The following is a 16,669-nucleotide window of genomic DNA, read 5'->3' on the forward strand; positions in this document are numbered from 1 at the left end:
GCGCACGATGCCGCGGCTGACAGCGCGTGCGCACCTGCCCGGCTCTCGTGGCCTTCCGGCCACTCGTCCGCTGACCTGCGACTGCATCCTCCGTCACACGAATTGTCAGTGTGGTCACTTAGAGTGATTTCCGGTGGATGAGGCGGCGCCGAGCGAGGGGAGAGAAGCGGCCCGATGGGGCCAAAGCGCTTGCAGTGCACAGGAATTGGAGGATCCTGGGGCGGCCGGAGTGAGGGGCGACCGGCCGTGAGGTGCGAGGGGATCGCGGGATCGCAGGATTTACGGGGAGCGCGAGGCCGAGGGGGAGCGGGATGCCGCAGGAATGGGCGGGGGAGTCCGGTCGGGACCGGGCCGTGGAGCGTTACGTCCAGGAGTTGTTGGTGCGCAGGCCGGGCAGCCGGCCCGAGTTACCTGCCACGCTGTTGCTGGGGCCGCGGGGCAGCGGCAAGACGACCGTGCTGCGGCATCTGGCGGACTGGGCCCGGCGGGCCCCGGTGGCCCGCCTCGATCTGGCGGCGCTGGGGCAGGAGGGCCGTAAGCCGATCGATGTGCTGGCCGCGTTGGTCTTCCAGCTCAACGCGAAGAAGAAGGACTTCGCCCGGCTGCGGTTTCCGGCGTTCGGGCTGCTGACCATCGCGGTTGCGGCACGGGTGGAAGCCGCCGACCGGGACGCCGCCGTACGGCAGATGGAAGCGGCGCTGGTCGGGCCGCCGAGCAGCCGCTCGGAGGTGATCAACCATCTCGCCACCTACGCCGCAACCGTCCTGGGCGCTCCGACCGTGGTGACCGCCGCGCTGCCCCTGCTGCCGGAGTGGCAGCGCCACTGGGCGCGGGTGCGGGTGCGCTGGCAGTTGGCACGCATCCGCAGCCGCAGCCGTGGCGCCGGTTCCGTCGACGGCTTTCTGATCGACCTCAACCAGCGCTACGGCGACCGCGAGGCGGCCGAGCGGCAGAGGGCCGAGGCGGTGCTCTTCGACGCCTTCCTGGACGACCTGCAGCGGGCGTACGGCTCGCGCGGCGGCGACAAGCGGCGTACGACGCAGTGCCTGGTGCTGCTGGACAACGTGGACAGTCCGCTGGGCAACGACTTCCTCAAAGCGCTGCTGGACGCCCGGCGGAAGGCCCAGGCCCAGGATTCGCTGCTGGTGCTCGCCACGGCAGGCAGCTACCCGGCGGCGCTGGAGGGCTTCGCGTTCGGCGGTCCGCGGCGTCCCGGGGCACTTCCCGGCCGGTGGCCCGTGGAGGAGGAGAAGTTCGTCCCCGAACGGATCGTCAAGGGGCTGGTGGTGGGCCAGTTGCGCGACCTTGCCCGACACGAGGTCGAACAGCAGGCCAAGGAGGTGCTGCGGTCGGCCGGCCGCCGGGTGCCGGCGCCGGCCGCCGACAACGGTGTGCAATGGCTGGGCTGGGTGGTGCATGAACTCACCCGCGGTCAACCGGCGGGCACCGCACAACTGCTGGCGGCCCTGCTGGAGTGCTCGGCGGAGACCGGCTGGGAGGCGCGGCTGCGGCAGGTCCTGCAGCCGTCCTCGGAGCTCGTCGACGCCCTGCTGGAGCGGCTGTTGCCGATCGACGCGAGCGGCGAGCTGGCGCAGGCGCTGGCCCGTGCCGCGGCCGCCGTCGACCTGGCTCAGGCACAGGCGGGCCGGGCGCTGTGGGACGAGTCGGGCACCCGCGTCCAGGAGGAGTTCAACGACTTCTGTACGGACGTGCTGCGCACCATGCATCTGGACAGCGGCGAGGAGGAGTCCGACGGCCGTGCGGAAACTCCCCACCCGCTGCTGCGACTTCTGCTGCTGCGCCGACTCGCCACGGTCCCCGAGCCGGGCGGCGTGACGCCAGGCTCAGCCGGAAGCGCCGAGGGGGCGTCCGGCGTGCGCGGGCGGCGTACCGTGCACGCCGCCTTGCGGGACCGGGCGGCCGCCGCGGGGGACGAGGCCACCGCGGCCTACCACGCGCTGGCGGGCGGCGGGCTCGCAGCGGCGGCCGCCTATCTGGACGACGCCTTCGACCGGCTCACCCCGGAGGAGTGGTGCACGCAGCTGTGCCGGCTGCGGCGGGCCCCGCTCGCCGAGACCGGCGAGGCCCTCGAAGAGCCGCTGTGGGAGCGCTACGAACGACTGGTGGACCATCTCGGAGACGGGGCCGTGGACCAGCAGCTGCGGACCATCACGCGGCTGCTCGCGGCGATGTGGATCAGCCCCGAGCCGCCGGACGACCCCCGTACGGACCGGATCGGCGACCCCTACCGCGATCCGCTCGGCGACCCCGTGGCCGAGCTGTACGGCGAGATCCAGGCCCGCTTGCACACCCTGGCGGTGCACGCCGACAGCGTCCCGTGGACCTCGGCGCTGCTGCGGAAGACGAAGCAGTACGGAAAGGAGCCGTGGCTGTGAGCACCCGTCTCTTCGAACCGCCCAGGCCGCCGCGGCGCTGGGGGCTGTGGATCGTCTCGGCGCTGGTGGTGGCGGCGCTCGTGGCCGTGGCGGTGGTGCAGATCGTCGACACGGCCGGCCGGTGCGGCGAGGGCGTCCGCGAGGTGGCCGGCGGCGAGTGCGTGGGCGTCACGGACGGCGCGTACGCCTTCGGCAACATGAAGGGGCTCAGCGGCAAGATCCATGAGGAGAACGCCAAGGTGGCCGAGTCCGGGGAACGGTCGGTCGCCATCGCCTACATCGAGGCCATGGCAGGCGGCTCCGCCGACCGGGGGCCGGAGGCCACCCGGCAGGCCGTCAGCGGCGCCTACCTCGCCCAGCGCGCACTGAACTCCGAGCGTTCGACGATCCCCAAGATCCGATTGCTGCTCGCCAACACCGGTCGCGGGGACCGCCACTGGAGCCAGGTCGTCGATCAGCTCATCGCGATGCGGGACAAGGAACACCTCGTCGCCGTGGCGGGATTCGGGCAGAGCAACGAGCGCACGGCCGGTGCCGTCAAGCGGCTGCGGGCCGCCGGGCTGCCGATGGTCGGTGCGACCGTGGCGGCCGACGGGCTGAGTTCCCGTACGGCCGGGTTCTACCGGGTCTCCTTCCCCAACCGCGACCAGACCGCGGCCGCCGCCGGCTACCTCAAGCAACAGCAGCGCAAGCACCCCGGCTACCGCGTCCAGGTGATCAGGGACGGCAACGAGCAGGACGACTACAACACCTCCCTCTACGAGGACTTCTCCGCGGCGGCGCGGCGCACCGGCCTGACGGTGGACGACGAGGTCATCCCCTTCCGCTCCGGGGAGGGCGAGGCGGCGACGGCGGGCAATGCGCTGTCCCTGGTCGCCGACAAGGTCTGCGGCGCCCCGAAGCCGCCGGACGCGGTGTACTTCGCCGGCCGTGGCCGGGAACTGCGCCGGTTCATAGAGGCAGCCGGCGAGGGCGGCCGGCACTGCCGTACGACGGTGCTCTCCGGCTCCAGTGCGCTGGGCGTCTATTTCGACACCGGAGGCGCCCAGCACCGTGCCGAGCTGGCGATGCTCGCCGAGCGGTGGAAGTACAGCCAACTGACGGTCTACTACACCGCCTTCACCCACCCCGCGATATCCAAGGAGGTCTACGGCGGCCCCGGGAACGGCCCGAGCGGCCCGTTCGCCGACTTCGCGCGTGCCTTTCGCGCAGAGGTCGGCGGCCCCACCACCGCCCTCGCCAGCGGCCAGGCGATGCTCGGCCATGACGCCACGTACACCATCGGCAAGGCCGCCCGGAACGCCGTCGTCGTCTACGGCACCCGCCAGGTCACCGCCAGAATGGTCCTGGCCATGCTGGAGCAGACCAACGGCAGATCCCGGGTCCGCGGCATCAGCGGCCACATAGCCTTCGACCCGGACACGGGCGAGCCGATCGACCGCCCCCTGGCACTGGTGGAACTACGCCGCCCCACGGACGAGGGCGAGGCCGGCGACATCTACCGCTTCGTGGCCCCTCTGAGCACCGGGCGGTGAGGAACGGCGGGGCGCTGAGGGTGCGGTGAGCAACGGCCGTGGGACACGGGGGACGGGGGGCCCGGACGCGACGCCGCGGCATGTCCCGGAGGCGGTCCCCACGACTGTTGGGGCCGCCTCCGGACACCGCGCACAGTCCTCGTGCGCGCCACGTGACATGCGATTGCATGGAGGCCGTGGCGGGATTCGAACCCGCGTAACTCGCTTTGCAGGCGAGCCCCTGAACCACTCGGGCACACGGCCAAGTTGCGGTGTGTTCCCGACTGTAGGCCGCGGGGCAGGGTGGCCGGCAAGGGTGTGGGGCCGGGCGCCACGGAGCTGCAATGCGGGGCAATGTGCGGCAACGAGCGGCAATACGGGGTTCATGAATGGCGCCCCGCGCATCCGGATCCGCCAGGCTGCCCGTCCCCCTCACATCCCGTGCAGGAATTCCTCCACCACCGGGGCGAACAGGTCGGGTTCGTCCACCCACGGGTAGTGGCCTACCTCGTGGAGGGGGCGTACTCGTGCGTCCGGGAAGGATGCGGCCACGAGTTCGCCGGCTCGCATGCCGGCCACCGCGTCGCGGTCGCCGGTCAGCACCAGCACCGGGCAGGTCACTTCGCGCAGGCCGGACAGGAGTGCCAGGCGCAGTTGCTCGTCCACGCCCTGCCAGAATCCCGCCCGCGGGACGGGGCCCAACTGTGCGCCTTCCGTGGCGGCATGGGCGCGTTGCGGCTCGTCCCATCGCCCGTAGGCGAGGGGTGCCGCGGCGAACAGCAGCTCGCGTACGTCGCTCATGTCGGAGGCCTCGGTGAGTTGTTGCACGGCGACCGAGGCCTCCGGCCACCAGTCCTCGTGGGCGCGTGCTTCGAAGATCTCCCGGGCGTCGTCGGGGAGTTCGCCCTGGAGGCGGGAGCCGGGGCAGACCAGTACCAGTCGGGTCAGCCGCTGTGGGTGGCTTGTTGCGTACGCCTGCGCGACCGCGGCCCCTGCGTCGTGCGCGAGCAGCGCGAAGCGCTCCAGAGCCAGATGTGCGCGGAGGGCCTCGATGTCCTCGGCGAGTTGCGGGAAGGCGTAGCGGGAGGGGTCGTCGGCGGCGGGGGAGGCGCCGGTGCCACGGCTGTCCGGAATGATCAGCTGCCGGTGTGCGGACAGCCCGCCGAGGTCGCCCAGATACGCCGCGTCCCGACCGGGCCCGCCGGCCAGGCAGACCAGGGGCGGCAGCGGCGAGTCGGCCGGGCCGAGCACGCGGTAGTGGAGCTCGGCATCGTCGTACGTGCGGAAGTGCGGCATACGGACAGCTTGCCCCACGTGGGGTGGTGAGCGGGCGGAGCGGGATGGCCCGCGCGGGCCGGGCGGCGTAGGACCGATGGCCGATCCGATCCCCGTCTCCCGACAGGGGCGCAGCCAGCGGATGACTCTTACGCTGGCCCGATGACCGCTGACCGCCCCCACGACACCGGCACGACCACCGACACCGGCACGACCACCGACACAGGCACCACCACCGACATCGGCACCACCAGTAACACCGGAATGACCAGCGACCTCGGCACGACCAGCAACACAGGCATGACCAGCACCACAGGCGCCACCAGCGACCTCGGCAGCCACGAAGGGGACACCTCCGGCGCCGGTGTCCTCGGCCGCGCCTACCGGGGACTGACGCTCGGCATCATCTCCGTCGTCTCGTTGGTTGCCTTCGAGGCGATCGCCGTGAACACCGCGATGCCGGTGGCCGCCCGCGCCCTGCACGGCATCGGTCTGTACGCCTTCGCCTTCTCGTCCTGCTTCACGGCGAGCCTGTTCGCGATGGCGCTGGCGGGGGAGTGGAGCGACCGGCGCGGCCCGCTGGCGCCGCTGTTCGCCGGGATCGCCGCGTTCGGGGTGGGGCTGCTGGTCGCGGGCGGTGCGCAGAGCATGGGGATGTTCGTCGTGGGCCGCGGGGTGCAGGGCATCGGCAGCGGACTGGTGGTGGTGTCGCTGTATGTGGTCGTCGGCGGTGCCTATCCCGAGCGGCTGCGTCCCTCGATCATGGCGGCGTTCTCGGCGGCCTGGGTGATGCCGGTGATCGTCGGTCCGCTGGTCGCCGGGACCGTTACCGAACAGCTCGGCTGGCGCTGGGTGTTCCTCTCCATCCCGGTGCTGATTCTGCTGCCGCTCGCGGTGATGCTGCCCGCGCTGCGCACGCTGCCGCGGACCCGCCCGGGCCCGGGCAACGGCGTACGGCAGATCCTGGGCAACCGGCGCTGTCTGCTCGCGCTCGCCGTCGCGGTGGGCGCCTGCCTGCTGCAGTACGCGGGCCAGCATCCGGTCTGGCTCGCGCTGTTGCCCGCGGCCGCCGGACTGGCCCTGCTGGTGCCGGGCATCGTGCGGCTGCTGCCCCGCGGCACGTTCCGGGCGGCGCGCGGACTGCCGACCGTGGTGCTGATGCGCGGGCTGGCCGCCGGGTCGCTGGTCGCTGCCGAGAGCTTCGTCCCGCTGATGCTGGTGACCCAGCGCGGGCTGTCCGCCACCCTGGCCGGTCTCTCCCTCACCGGGGGCGGGCTGACCTGGGCGCTCGGCTCGTACGCACAGAGCCGGCCGCGGCTGGAGCCGTACCGGGAGCGGCTGATGGGGCTGGGCATGGTGCTGCTGGCGGCGGCCATCGTGGCGGTGCCGCTGGCGATGCTCGACGGGGTGCCGTCCTGGATCGTCGCGGCGGCGTGGACGGTCGGCGGCTTCGGCATGGGCCTGAACATCTCCAGCGGCGGTGTGCTGTTGCTGAAGCTGTCCCGCCCGGAGGACGCGGGCAGCAACTCCGCGTCCCTGCAGATGTCGGACGCGCTGGGCAACGTCACCTTCGTCGGCATCAGCGGGGTGCTGTTCGTGGCCTTCGGCGGGGGCTCGATCGCGGCGGACGGGCCCGCGGCGACCGCAGCGGCCGGCGGGGCGGGTCACCCGGCGGCCTTCGCGGCCGTGTTCGCGGCGATGGCGGTGGTGGCCCTGGCCGGCGCCGGGGTAGCGGGCCGGCTGCGGCCCGGGCCGGGGTGACGGCGCGGAGCCGGCCGGACGGGCGGCGCCGCACCGGGCAGGGCAGCGGCCTGCGGACGGAACTGCCGGCGGAGCGGACGATGCGGCCGGTGGATCAAGTGGCTGCCGGCCCGGCGCGGTCGGCGGACGAATGTGAGCTCGGTCCCACCCCAGGGTGACCCGGTGCGGTACCCCCGGAGCGTGAACGGGAGCACCGGTAGGCTGACGCGGTTGCCGATCGCCGACCTCAGCCGACGGAGACCGTGACTACCACCACCAGCGCCACCAATAACCATCACCTGTCCCCGGCCTTTCCGGGACGGGCCCCTTGGGGTACCGCGAACAAGCTGCGCGCCTGGCAGCAGGCGGCCATGGACCGCTACATCCAGACGCAGCCGAGAGACTTCCTGGCCGTCGCGACGCCGGGAGCCGGCAAGACGACGTTCGCGCTCACGCTCGCGTCGTGGCTGCTGCACCATCACGTCGTGCAGCAGGTGACGGTCGTCGCGCCGACCGAGCATCTGAAGAAGCAGTGGGCGGAGGCGGCGGCCCGGATAGGCATCAAGCTCGACCCCGAGTACAGCGCGGGGCCGCTGGGCCGCGAGTACCACGGCGTCGCGGTCACCTATGCCGGTGTGGGCGTCCGGCCGATGCTGCACCGCAACCGCATCGAGCAGCGCAAGACCCTGGTGATCCTCGACGAGATCCACCACGCCGGTGACTCGAAGTCGTGGGGCGAGGCGTGCCTGGAGGCGTTCGAGCCGGCCACCCGGCGGCTGGCGCTGACCGGTACGCCTTTCCGGTCCGACACCAACCCGATTCCGTTCGTGACGTACGAGGAGGGGAACGACGGCATCCGGCGTTCCTCGGCCGACTACACCTACGGCTACGGCAACGCGCTCGGCGACGGCGTCGTCCGGCCGGTCATCTTCCTCTCCTACAGCGGCAACATGCGCTGGCGGACGAAGGCGGGCGACGAGATCGCGGCCCGGCTCGGCGAGCCGATGACCAAGGACGCGGTCTCGCAGGCCTGGCGTACGGCACTGGATCCGCGCGGCGAGTGGATGCCCAATGTGCTGCGCGCCGCCGATCAGCGGCTGAGCGAGGTCCGCAAGTCCATCCCGGACGCCGGGGCGCTGGTGATCGCCTCCGACCAGGAGCAGGCGCGGGCGTACGCCAAGCTGATCCGGGAGATCACGGGGGAGGGCGCCACCCTGGTGCTGTCCGACGACTCCGGGGCCTCCCAGCGCATCGACGACTTCGCGCACTCCCAGGACCGCTGGATGGTCGCGGTGCGGATGGTGTCGGAGGGCGTCGACGTGCCGCGGCTGGCCGTCGGGGTGTACGCCACGACCATCTCGACCCCGCTGTTCTTCGCACAGGCGGTCGGGCGGTTCGTGCGGTCCCGTAAGCGTGGCGAGACCGCCTCGGTCTTCCTGCCCACCGTCCCGATGCTGCTCGGCTTCGCCAACGAGATGGAGGTCGAGCGCGACCACGTCCTCGACAAGCCGAAGAAGGACGGGGAGGAAGACCCGTACGCCGAGTCCGAGAAGGAGATGGACGAGGCGAACAAGGAGCAGGACGAGGACACCGGCGAGCAGGAGCAGTTCTCCTTCGAGGCGCTGGAGTCGGAGGCGGTCTTCGACCGGGTGCTCTACGACGGTGCCGAGTTCGGGATGCAGGCCCACGCGGGCAGCGAGGAGGAGCAGGACTACCTCGGCATCCCCGGGCTGCTGGAGCCCGACCAGGTGCAGATGCTGCTGCAGAAGCGGCAGGCCCGGCAGATAGCGCACAGCAAGAAGCGGCCGGATGAGGAGGCCGACCTGCTGGAACTGCCGGCCGAGCGGCGGCCGGTGGTCACGCACAAGGAGCTGCTGGAGCTCCGGAAGCAGCTGAACACGCTGGTCGGCGCGTACGTCCACCAGAGCGGGAAGCCGCACGGTGTGATCCACACCGAGCTGCGCCGGGTGTGCGGCGGTCCGCCGAGCGCGGAGGCCACCGCCGGGCAGCTGAACGAGCGGATCAAGAAGGTACGGGAGTGGGCCACGCGGATGCGGTGAGTCCGTGCGTGGCCCGGGTGGGCCGTGACCCGTCGCCCGGACCCGTGGCCCGTACGCGTGGGCCGGTGTGCCGCAGTGGCGGCGCGCCGGCCCACGTTCGTTTCCGAGGGGCGCCGGCCCGCATCCGTTTCCGTGGTGCGCCGGCCCATGTCCGTTTCCCCGGGGCCCCGGCAGCGCGTCGCGCCCCGTGCCCTCCGCGTATCGCTCTGTGAACATGCGTACCCCTCCCTGGAACACATGTAGCGCTCGCTGAAACACCGCAGGGCACCGTCTGGACGGACCTATCGGGATATTCCGGGCAGGGGAGACCGGATTCTGGACGGACTCTTCCGCTCACCGGACCGGCTCGCTACTGTCCCGCTCACCTACACGCCCCGTGGCAGCGCCGCCGCGGAGCGCAGCCGGTGCCATGCGGCCGGCGGCCTCCCTCGCGCGCTGTTCCGGGACTCGCAGCGCGTCGCGTCGGAGCGCCGCCACTCACCCAGGAGGGGGCGTCGTGACCGCAGAGACCTCCCAGACACTCGACAGAGGACTGCGTGTCCTCAAACTTCTCGCCGACACCGACCACGGGCTGACCGTCACCGAGCTGTCCAACAAGCTCGGCGTCAACCGCACCGTCGTCTACCGCCTGCTGGCCACGCTGGAGCAGCACGCCCTGGTGCGCCGTGACGTCGGCGGCCGGGCCCGGGTCGGCCTGGGTGTGCTGCGCCTGGGCCGCCAGGTGCATCCGCTGGTCAGAGAGGCCGCACTCCCCGCGTTGCGCGCGCTCGCCGAGGACGTGGGGGCCACCGCGCATCTCACCCTGGTCGACGGTACGGAGGCGCTGGCCGTCGCCGTGGTGGAGCCGACCTGGACCGAATTCCACGTGGCCTACCGGGCCGGCTTCCGTCATCCGCTGGACCGGGGGGCCGCCGGGCGGGCGATCCTCAAGGCCCGGCAGGGCCGCACCCACGACGCCGGACTCGCCCTGACGCACGGGGAGTTGGAGGCCGGTGCGAGCGGCGCCGCGGCACCCCTGCTCGGGGTGAGCGGCATCGAGGGCAGCGTGGGCGTGGTGATGCTCGCCGACGCCGTCTCCGAACGGATCGGGCCGCGGGTGGTCGACGCGGCCCGGGAGGTGTCCGAGGCGCTGCGCTGAGGCGGCCGTCCGGCGGCTGCGGGGTGTGAAGGCGCGGTGGCTGTGTGGTGAGGCCGCGGCGCCTTAACGTCCTGGTGGGGCAGGTGTCAATTAGGGTGGCGGGGTGTCTTCACGTGCCCGCGCTCTGGCGGTCTGCACCGCCCTCGTCCTCGCCCTCCTCGTCGCCGCGGCCTTCGCGCCGTTGCCGTACTCGATCGCCTATCCGGGCATGACGGCCAATGTCCTCGGTGACGACAAGGGCAAGCCGGTGATCACGATCACCGGTGCCGCCACCCGGAAGACGAGCGGGCAGCTGCGGATGACCTCGATCGTGGCCACCGGCCCGGACGCCTCCGTCCATCTGCCGGACATGATCAAGGGCTGGTTCCGTACGGACGAGGCCGTCATGCCGCGGGAGGCGGTCTACCCGGTGGGCAACAACACCGAGGAGATCGCCGAGCACAATGCGCAGCAGATGCGGGAGTCCCAGGACACCGCCACCAGCGCCGCGCTCGGGGCGGTCGGCAAGTCCGCCAAGGACATCAAGGTCAAGCTGAGCCTCGCGGACGTCGGCGGGCCGAGCGCCGGGCTGATGTTCGCGCTCGGCATCGTCGACAAGCTGAACGGCAACGGCGCGGGCAAGGACCTCACCGGCGGACACACCATCGCCGGCACCGGGACCATCACGGCCGGCGGCGCGGTGGGTGCGGTGGGCGGGGTCCCGCTGAAGACCCAGGCCGCGCACCGCGACGGTGCCTCGGTCTTCCTGGTCCCGCGCAAGGAGTGCACCGACGCACAGGCGGAGCTGCCGAAGGGGATGCGGCTGATCCCGGTCACCACGCTCGACGGTGCGGTGCAGGCCCTGAAGGCGCTGCAGACCGGGGGCAAGGTGCCCAGCTGCGGCAGCTGAGCCACTGCGGCGGAACGGGCCGGGGCGGCACCGAGCCGCCGTACTGCCTGCTCCCCCCGGTCTCCTCCTGCGGCTCACCCCGCCTTGATGAACCCCTCCTGGATCAGCCAGTTCTTCGCGACCTCGTGCGGGTCCTGGCCCTCCACGTCGACCTTGCGGTTCAGCTCCTGGGCGACGGTGTTGTTGAGGGCCTTGGTGACCGGGGCCAGGACCTCGGCCATGGCCGGGTACTTCTTCAGGGCCTTGGCGTTGATCTCGGGGGCGACGTTGTAGTTGGGGAAGAAGTGCTTGTCGTCGGCGAGGACGTGCAGATGCATCGCCTTGATCCGGCCGTCGGTGGTGAACACCTCGCCCAGCGCACAGGTGCCCTTCTGCGTCTCGGTGTAGACGACGCCACCGGTCATCTTGCGGATGTTGCCGGACGGCACGTTCATGCCGTAGGCGCGTGCCATGCCCGGCAGTCCGTCGTTGCGGGTGGCGAACTCGTTCTCCACGCACATCGTCACGGCGCCGGGGTTCTTGTGGGACAGCGCCGCGACCTCCGAGAGGTTGTGCACGCCCAGCTTCTTCTGGTTGGCGGTGTTCAGCGCCAGCGCGTAGGTGTTGTTCAGGGTCGAGGCGGGCAGCCAGACGATGCCGTTCTTCCGGTCCTCGTCGCGGACCGCCTTCCACTGCTGCCGGGGGTCGACGATCGGCTTGGTGTGGCCGAGATACGTGATCCAGCCGGTGCCGGTGTACTCGAACGCGGCGTCCGCGGTGCCGGTCTTGACGGCCTCCCGCGCGCCGATCGACCCCTGGATGCTGGTCTTGTCGATGACGAGGGCGCCGGCCGCCTCGAAGACCAGCCCCATCATCTGGCCCAGGACGATCTGCTCGGTGAACTCCTTCGAGGTCACGGTCAGATGCGCGCCGGTGAGCGGGCGGTCCGGGTAGCCGGCCTTCGGGCCCGGCAGCACGGTGTCGGACATCGCACTGCCGCTGACCAGGCCGCATCCGCCGAGGACGGCGAGGGAGACGAGGGCGAGCAGTGCGGCGGCGGGGCGGGCCCGGCGCCGTCCGGGGCGGCGCACGGCCGGGTGCCGAGGATGCATGGTCATTCCCCCACGTCCAGGCCGCGCGGCCGCAGCAGCAGTTCGGCGAGCGAGGCCAGCCATTCGACCAGCAGGGCGAGCGCCACGGTCAGCACGGAGCCGAGGATCAGGACGGGCATCCGCTGGGTGACGATGCCCGCCGAGATCAGGTCGCCGAGGCCGCCGCCACCGCCGAAGGTGGCCAGCGTCGCGGTGCCGACGTTCAGTACCAGCGCGGTGCGGACGCCGGCCAGGATCAGCGGGACGGCCAGGGGGAGTTCGACCTTGGTCAGCACCCCGCGGGCGGACATGCCGATGCCGCGGGCCGCCTCGGTCAGCGTCGGGTCGATCCCGCGCAGCCCGGCGATGGTGTTGGCGAGGACCGGCAGCACGGCGTAGATGACCATGCCGACGATCGCCGAACGGGCCCCGATACCCAGCCAGATGACCAGCAGGACCAGCAGACCCAGGGCCGGTACGGCCTGCCCGAGGTTGGCGAAGGCCATCGCGACCGGGGTGGCCCGGCGCAGCTTTCCCCGGGTCAGGGCGATGCCCAGCGGGATCGCGATGATCAGTACGAAGAAGGTGGAGATCGCGGTGAGCTGGATGTGCTGCTGCAGCGCCAGCCACACCTTGCCGTTGTCCACCGCCTGGTGGGCGATGGAGTCCAGCCGGGCGCCGCGGAACCACAGAAAGGTGATGAGCAGGGCGACGACCAGGAAGGCCGGCATGAAGGTCCACTTCTGCCAGCTGATTCGGCGCACACCGGGCGGCGCGGACGGGGCGGGCTCCTCACCGGCCGCCTGCTCCCGCTCCTCCATCTCGACCCCGTCGCGGAAGGCCAGCGCCTCGTGGTCGCTGGGGTGCCGGTGGCGGGGGCCGTTGTCGCGCGGGCTGCTCCCGTCGCGGGGGCTCATGCGCGGCCGCCTTCGGTGGCGCCCTCGTCCAGGCCCTCCTGGGCCAGCTGGGTCTGGCGGGCCCGCAGCTCCCGGAGCAGGTGCTGCTGCTCGATGGCTTCGAGGCGGTCCGCCTCCAGCAGTTCCTGGACGTTGTTCATCAGCGTTTCCATGTCGACCACGCCGATGTACTCACCGCGCCGCCCGGTGACCGCGACCCGGCCCGCGCTGTCGGTGAGTACGGCCTCCAGCGCATCGCGCAGCGTCGCGTCCCGGGACACGGTGTGCTGTACCAGGGTGCCGGCCCGGGCCAGCGACTCCTTGGCGAGGGACAGATCGCCGCGGCGCAGCCATTTGTACGGGCGCTGGTTGTGGTCCAGCAGCAGGAGTTCGTTGTGCGGGCCGGAGCGCAGCCGTTCGAAGATGGACTCCAGCGGGTCGTCCATGCTCGCGGTGGGGAAGTCGACCACGCCCACGTCCCGTACGCGGGTCAGATTCAGCCGCTTGAGTGCCGCCCCGGCGCCCACGAAGCCGGAGACGAAGTCGTCGGACGGGTTGGTGAGGATGGCCTCGGGGGTGTCGAACTGGGCGATGTGCGAGCGCTCGCGGAGCACCGCGATCCGGTCGCCGATCTTGATGGCCTCGTCGAAGTCGTGGGTGACGAAGCAGATGGTCTTGTGCAGCTCGTGCTGGAGCCGGATCAGCTCGTCCTGGAGGTGGTCGCGGGTGATCGGGTCGACCGCGCCGAACGGCTCGTCCATCAGCAGGACGGGCGGGTCGGCGGCGAGCGCGCGGGCCACCCCGACGCGCTGTTGCTGACCGCCGGAGAGCTGGCGCGGATAGCGGCCGTGGAACTCGCCCGGGTCCAGGCCGACCAGGTCGAGCATCTCCTCGACCCGGTTCTTGACCTTCGTCTTGGACCAGCCGAGCATCTTCGGGACCAGCGCGATGTTCTGGGCGACCGTCATGTGCGGGAAGAGACCGGACGCCTGGATGGCGTAACCGATCGTGCGGCGCAGTTTGACCGGATCCATGTCGGTGACGTCCTCGTCGCCGATCCGGATCCGTCCGGAGCTCGGCTCGATCAGCCGGTTGATCATCTTCAGGCAGGTGGACTTGCCGCAGCCGGAGGGCCCCACGAGGATCACGATCTCGCCGGCCTTGACCTCCAGGTTGACGTTGTCCACCGCGGGGGAGGCGCTCCCCGCATAGACCTTCGTCAGATTCTCCAGCCGGATGCTCGCGCCGGAGGTGGTGGTGGTCTCGGGCGTCTCAGGCACGGATCCCCCTGGAGATGGTCAGGCGTCCGATCAGGACGTATGCGGCGTCGAAGAGCAGGGCGAGGATGGCGATCCCGAGGGTTCCGGAGAGCACCTGGTTCAGGGAGTTGGCGCTGCCCAGCGAGGCGATCCCGCGGAAGATCTCATTTCCCAGGCCGGGGCCGGAGGCGAAGGCGGCGATGGCGGCGATGCCCATCAGCATCTGCGTGGCGACCCGGATGCCGGTGAGGATGGGCGGCCAGGCCAGCGGCAGTTCGACGCGGAAGAGCTGTGCGGTGCGCGACATCCCGATGCCCCGGGCCGCGTCGACCAGCGACGGGTCCACCCCGCGCAGCCCGACGATGCAGTTGCGGACCACCGGCAGCAGTCCGTACAGGGTCAGGGCGATCACCGTGGGCGGCACGCCCAGGCCGACGATCGGGATCAGCAGACCGATCAGGGCCAGGGACGGAATGGTCAGGATGGTGGCGGTGGACGTGGTGGCGAGGTTGCCCGCCCATTCGCTGCGATAGGTCACGACGCCGATGAAGACCCCCAGCAAGGTGGCGAGCACCATGCACTGGAAGACCGCGCTGGCGTGCTGATACGTGTCCGTCAGCAGCTGGGCGTGCCGGGTGCCGACGTACTCCCAGAAGCTCACTCGGTCTCCTCGGTTCAGTCTCCCGATGCCTGTTTCACCAGCGGGATGATCCGCAACGGAACCGGATTTTCCATGACGATTGCCGTTGAGGCCCGCACGATCCCATCAAAGCCCACAACCCGGTCGATCACCCGCTGTAGATCGGCGTTCGACCGAGCGACGAGCCTGCAGAGCATGTCCCCATGTCCCGTCGTTGTATGCAGCTCCAGCACTTCGGGAACGGTCGTCAAGTGGGCGCGTACGTCATTACCTTGCCCCTGTTTGATCTCAAGGGTGGCGAAAGCGGTCACCGGATAGCCGATCGCCGCCGGGTCCACCTCCGGTCCGAAGCCCCGGATGACTCCATTCGCCTGAAGCCGGTCGAGCCGGGCCTGCACCGTCCCGCGCGCCACCCCCAGCCGCCGGGACGCCTCCAGGACCCCGATCCGCGGCTCCTGTGCGAGCAGTTCCAGCAGCTCCCCGTCCAAATGATCGATCGCCATCGCCTGCCCCTTGGATTTCAATGGTCATCATGTACAGATAGCCCGGAAGATCCGGCCCTGCGCTATGCATAATGCCCAGGAAATACGCTAACTATTGCGCACCTTGTGGATCGGAGAGACGCTCCGACCATGGCAGACACCACGATGCACCCTCAGCCCCTCACCCCCGACACGGCCCGGCAGGCGGACCCGTTCCCGGTCAAGGGGATGGACGCGGTCGTCTTCGCCGTCGGGAACGCCAAGCAGGCCGCGCACTACTACTCCACCGCCTTCGGCATGAAGCGCGTCGCCTACCGCGGACCGGAGAACGGCAGCCGCGAGACCGCGAGTTACGTGCTCGAATCCGGCGGCGCCCGGTTCGTGTTCACCTCCGTCATCAAGCCCACCACCGAATGGGGCCGCTTCCTCGCCGACCACGTCGCGGCGCACGGCGACGGCGTCATCGACCTCGCCCTGGAGGTCCCGGACGCCCGCGCCGCCTACGAGCACGCCGTCGCGCACGGCGCCACCGGCCTGGAGAAGCCGCACGAGGTCGAGGACGAGCACGGCACCGTCGTCCTGGCGGCCATCGCCACGTACGGCAAGACCCGGCACACGCTCGTCGAGCGCACCGGCTACCACGGCCCCTACCTCCCCGGCTTCGTGGCCGTCGAGCCCCTGGTGGAGCCCGGGCCGCGGCGCTTCCAGGCCATCGACCACTGCGTCGGCAACGTCGAACTCGGCAAGATGAACGAGTGGGTGGCCTTCTACAACGAGGTCATGGGCTTCACCAACATGAAGGAGTTCGTGGGCGACGACATCGCCACCGAATACAGCGCGCTGATGTCGAAGGTCGTCGCCGACGGCACGCTCAAGGTCAAGTTCCCGATCAACGAGCCCGCGATCGCGAAGAAGAAGTCGCAGATCGACGAATACCTGGAGTTCTACGGCGGCCCCGGCGTCCAGCACATCGCGCTGGCCACCAATGACATCGTCGCCAGCGTCCGGGCGATGCGCGCCTCCGGTGTGGAGTTCCTCGACACGCCCGACTCCTACTACGACACCCTCGGCGAGTGGGCCGGCGAGACCCGGGTGCCGCTGGAGACGCTGCGCGAACTGAAGATCCTGGTCGACCGCGACGAGGACGGCTATCTGCTGCAGATCTTCACCAAGCCGGTCCAGGACCGGCCGACCGTGTTCTTCGAGATGATCGAGCGGCACGGCTCCATGGGCTTCGGCAAGGGCAACTTCAAGGCCCTCTTCGAGGCGATCGAGCGCGAGCAGGAGCGCCGCGGCAACCTGTGACCCGC

General features: G+C 70.9%; 13 protein-coding genes and 1 tRNA gene. 7 read left to right on the top strand and 7 right to left on the bottom strand.

Annotated features, from left to right (window positions below; translation table 11 throughout):
• Nucleotides 1–311 precede the first annotated feature (311 nt).
• Entirely contained in the window at nt 312–2,396 is a 2,085-nt protein-coding gene (locus CPH93_RS21575) for an ATP-binding protein (RefSeq protein WP_096213782.1), read from the top strand.
• Nucleotides 2,393–3,931 carry an ABC transporter substrate-binding protein gene (locus CPH93_RS21580; RefSeq protein ID WP_096213783.1) on the top strand — a complete coding sequence of 513 codons (1,539 nt, stop codon included), beginning with the start codon at nt 2,393–2,395 and terminating at the stop codon, nt 3,929–3,931. Before CPH93_RS21575 ends, CPH93_RS21580 begins: the two co-directional genes overlap by 4 nt.
• A 168-nt stretch (nt 3,932–4,099) precedes the next feature.
• Here the strand turns inward: CPH93_RS21580 and CPH93_RS21585 are convergent.
• Together CPH93_RS21585 and CPH93_RS21590 are read right to left on the bottom strand one after the other, a co-directional pair.
• A tRNA-Cys gene (locus tag CPH93_RS21585) sits at nt 4,100–4,174 on the bottom strand.
• Between the two features lie 168 nt (nt 4,175–4,342).
• Nucleotides 4,343–5,206: an alpha/beta fold hydrolase gene (locus tag CPH93_RS21590; protein WP_096213784.1), complete on the bottom strand. Its 864-nt coding sequence runs from the start codon at nt 5,204–5,206 to the stop codon at nt 4,343–4,345.
• Nucleotides 5,207–5,347: 141 nt separating this feature from the next.
• On the opposite strand from CPH93_RS21590, the gene CPH93_RS21595 reads away from it, so the two are divergent.
• The 4 genes from CPH93_RS21595 to CPH93_RS21610 all read left to right on the top strand — a co-directional run bounded on the left by CPH93_RS21595 (nt 5,348) and on the right by CPH93_RS21610 (nt 11,012).
• Nucleotides 5,348–6,946, top strand: a complete 1,599-nt coding sequence (locus tag CPH93_RS21595; RefSeq protein ID WP_096213785.1) for an MFS transporter — start codon at nt 5,348–5,350, stop codon at nt 6,944–6,946.
• Nucleotides 6,947–7,188: 242 nt separating this feature from the next.
• Nucleotides 7,189–8,985: a DEAD/DEAH box helicase gene (locus tag CPH93_RS21600; protein WP_093483452.1), complete on the top strand. Its 1,797-nt coding sequence runs from the start codon at nt 7,189–7,191 to the stop codon at nt 8,983–8,985.
• A 496-nt stretch (nt 8,986–9,481) separates the two neighbouring features.
• Complete coding sequence (locus tag CPH93_RS21605; RefSeq protein ID WP_093483451.1) at nt 9,482–10,123, top strand: IclR family transcriptional regulator; 642 nt, start codon at nt 9,482–9,484, stop codon at nt 10,121–10,123.
• Nucleotides 10,124–10,226: 103 nt separating this feature from the next.
• Nucleotides 10,227–11,012 carry a S16 family serine protease gene (locus CPH93_RS21610; RefSeq protein WP_096213786.1) on the top strand — a complete coding sequence of 262 codons (786 nt, stop codon included), beginning with the start codon at nt 10,227–10,229 and terminating at the stop codon, nt 11,010–11,012.
• 74 nt (nt 11,013–11,086) lie between these two features.
• Here CPH93_RS21610 and CPH93_RS21615 read toward each other — a convergent pair whose 3' ends face one another.
• From CPH93_RS21615 to CPH93_RS21635, 5 genes are read right to left on the bottom strand one after another with little or no spacing between them, the layout of a single operon-like run.
• Nucleotides 11,087–12,109, bottom strand: a complete 1,023-nt coding sequence (locus tag CPH93_RS21615; protein ID WP_443031398.1) for a glycine betaine ABC transporter substrate-binding protein — start codon at nt 12,107–12,109, stop codon at nt 11,087–11,089.
• Nucleotides 12,106–12,999 carry an ABC transporter permease gene (locus CPH93_RS21620; protein WP_096213788.1) on the bottom strand — a complete coding sequence of 298 codons (894 nt, stop codon included), beginning with the start codon at nt 12,997–12,999 and terminating at the stop codon, nt 12,106–12,108. The genes CPH93_RS21615 and CPH93_RS21620 overlap by 4 nt, the downstream gene beginning before the upstream one ends.
• On the bottom strand, nt 12,996–14,258 hold the full coding sequence (locus tag CPH93_RS21625) for a betaine/proline/choline family ABC transporter ATP-binding protein (RefSeq protein ID WP_096213789.1): 1,263 nt from the start codon (nt 14,256–14,258) through the stop codon (nt 12,996–12,998). Before CPH93_RS21625 ends, CPH93_RS21620 begins: the two co-directional genes overlap by 4 nt.
• Entirely contained in the window at nt 14,251–14,898 is a 648-nt protein-coding gene (locus CPH93_RS21630) for an ABC transporter permease (RefSeq protein ID WP_093483447.1), read from the bottom strand. Before CPH93_RS21630 ends, CPH93_RS21625 begins: the two co-directional genes overlap by 8 nt.
• Before the next feature lie 14 nt (nt 14,899–14,912).
• Complete coding sequence (locus tag CPH93_RS21635; RefSeq protein ID WP_006605335.1) at nt 14,913–15,380, bottom strand: Lrp/AsnC family transcriptional regulator; 468 nt, start codon at nt 15,378–15,380, stop codon at nt 14,913–14,915.
• Between the two features lie 129 nt (nt 15,381–15,509).
• Here CPH93_RS21635 and hppD point away from each other — a divergent pair, with 129 nt between their 5' ends.
• Nucleotides 15,510–16,664, top strand: coding sequence for a 4-hydroxyphenylpyruvate dioxygenase (gene hppD, locus CPH93_RS21640; RefSeq protein WP_093483446.1), 1,155 nt, complete (start codon nt 15,510–15,512; stop codon nt 16,662–16,664).
• The last annotated feature ends 5 nt before the right edge of the window (nt 16,665–16,669 follow it).

It is taken from the genome of Streptomyces sp. 2323.1, from assembly GCF_900221035.1.
GTDB classification, from domain to species: domain Bacteria; phylum Actinomycetota; class Actinomycetes; order Streptomycetales; family Streptomycetaceae; genus Streptomyces; species Streptomyces sioyaensis.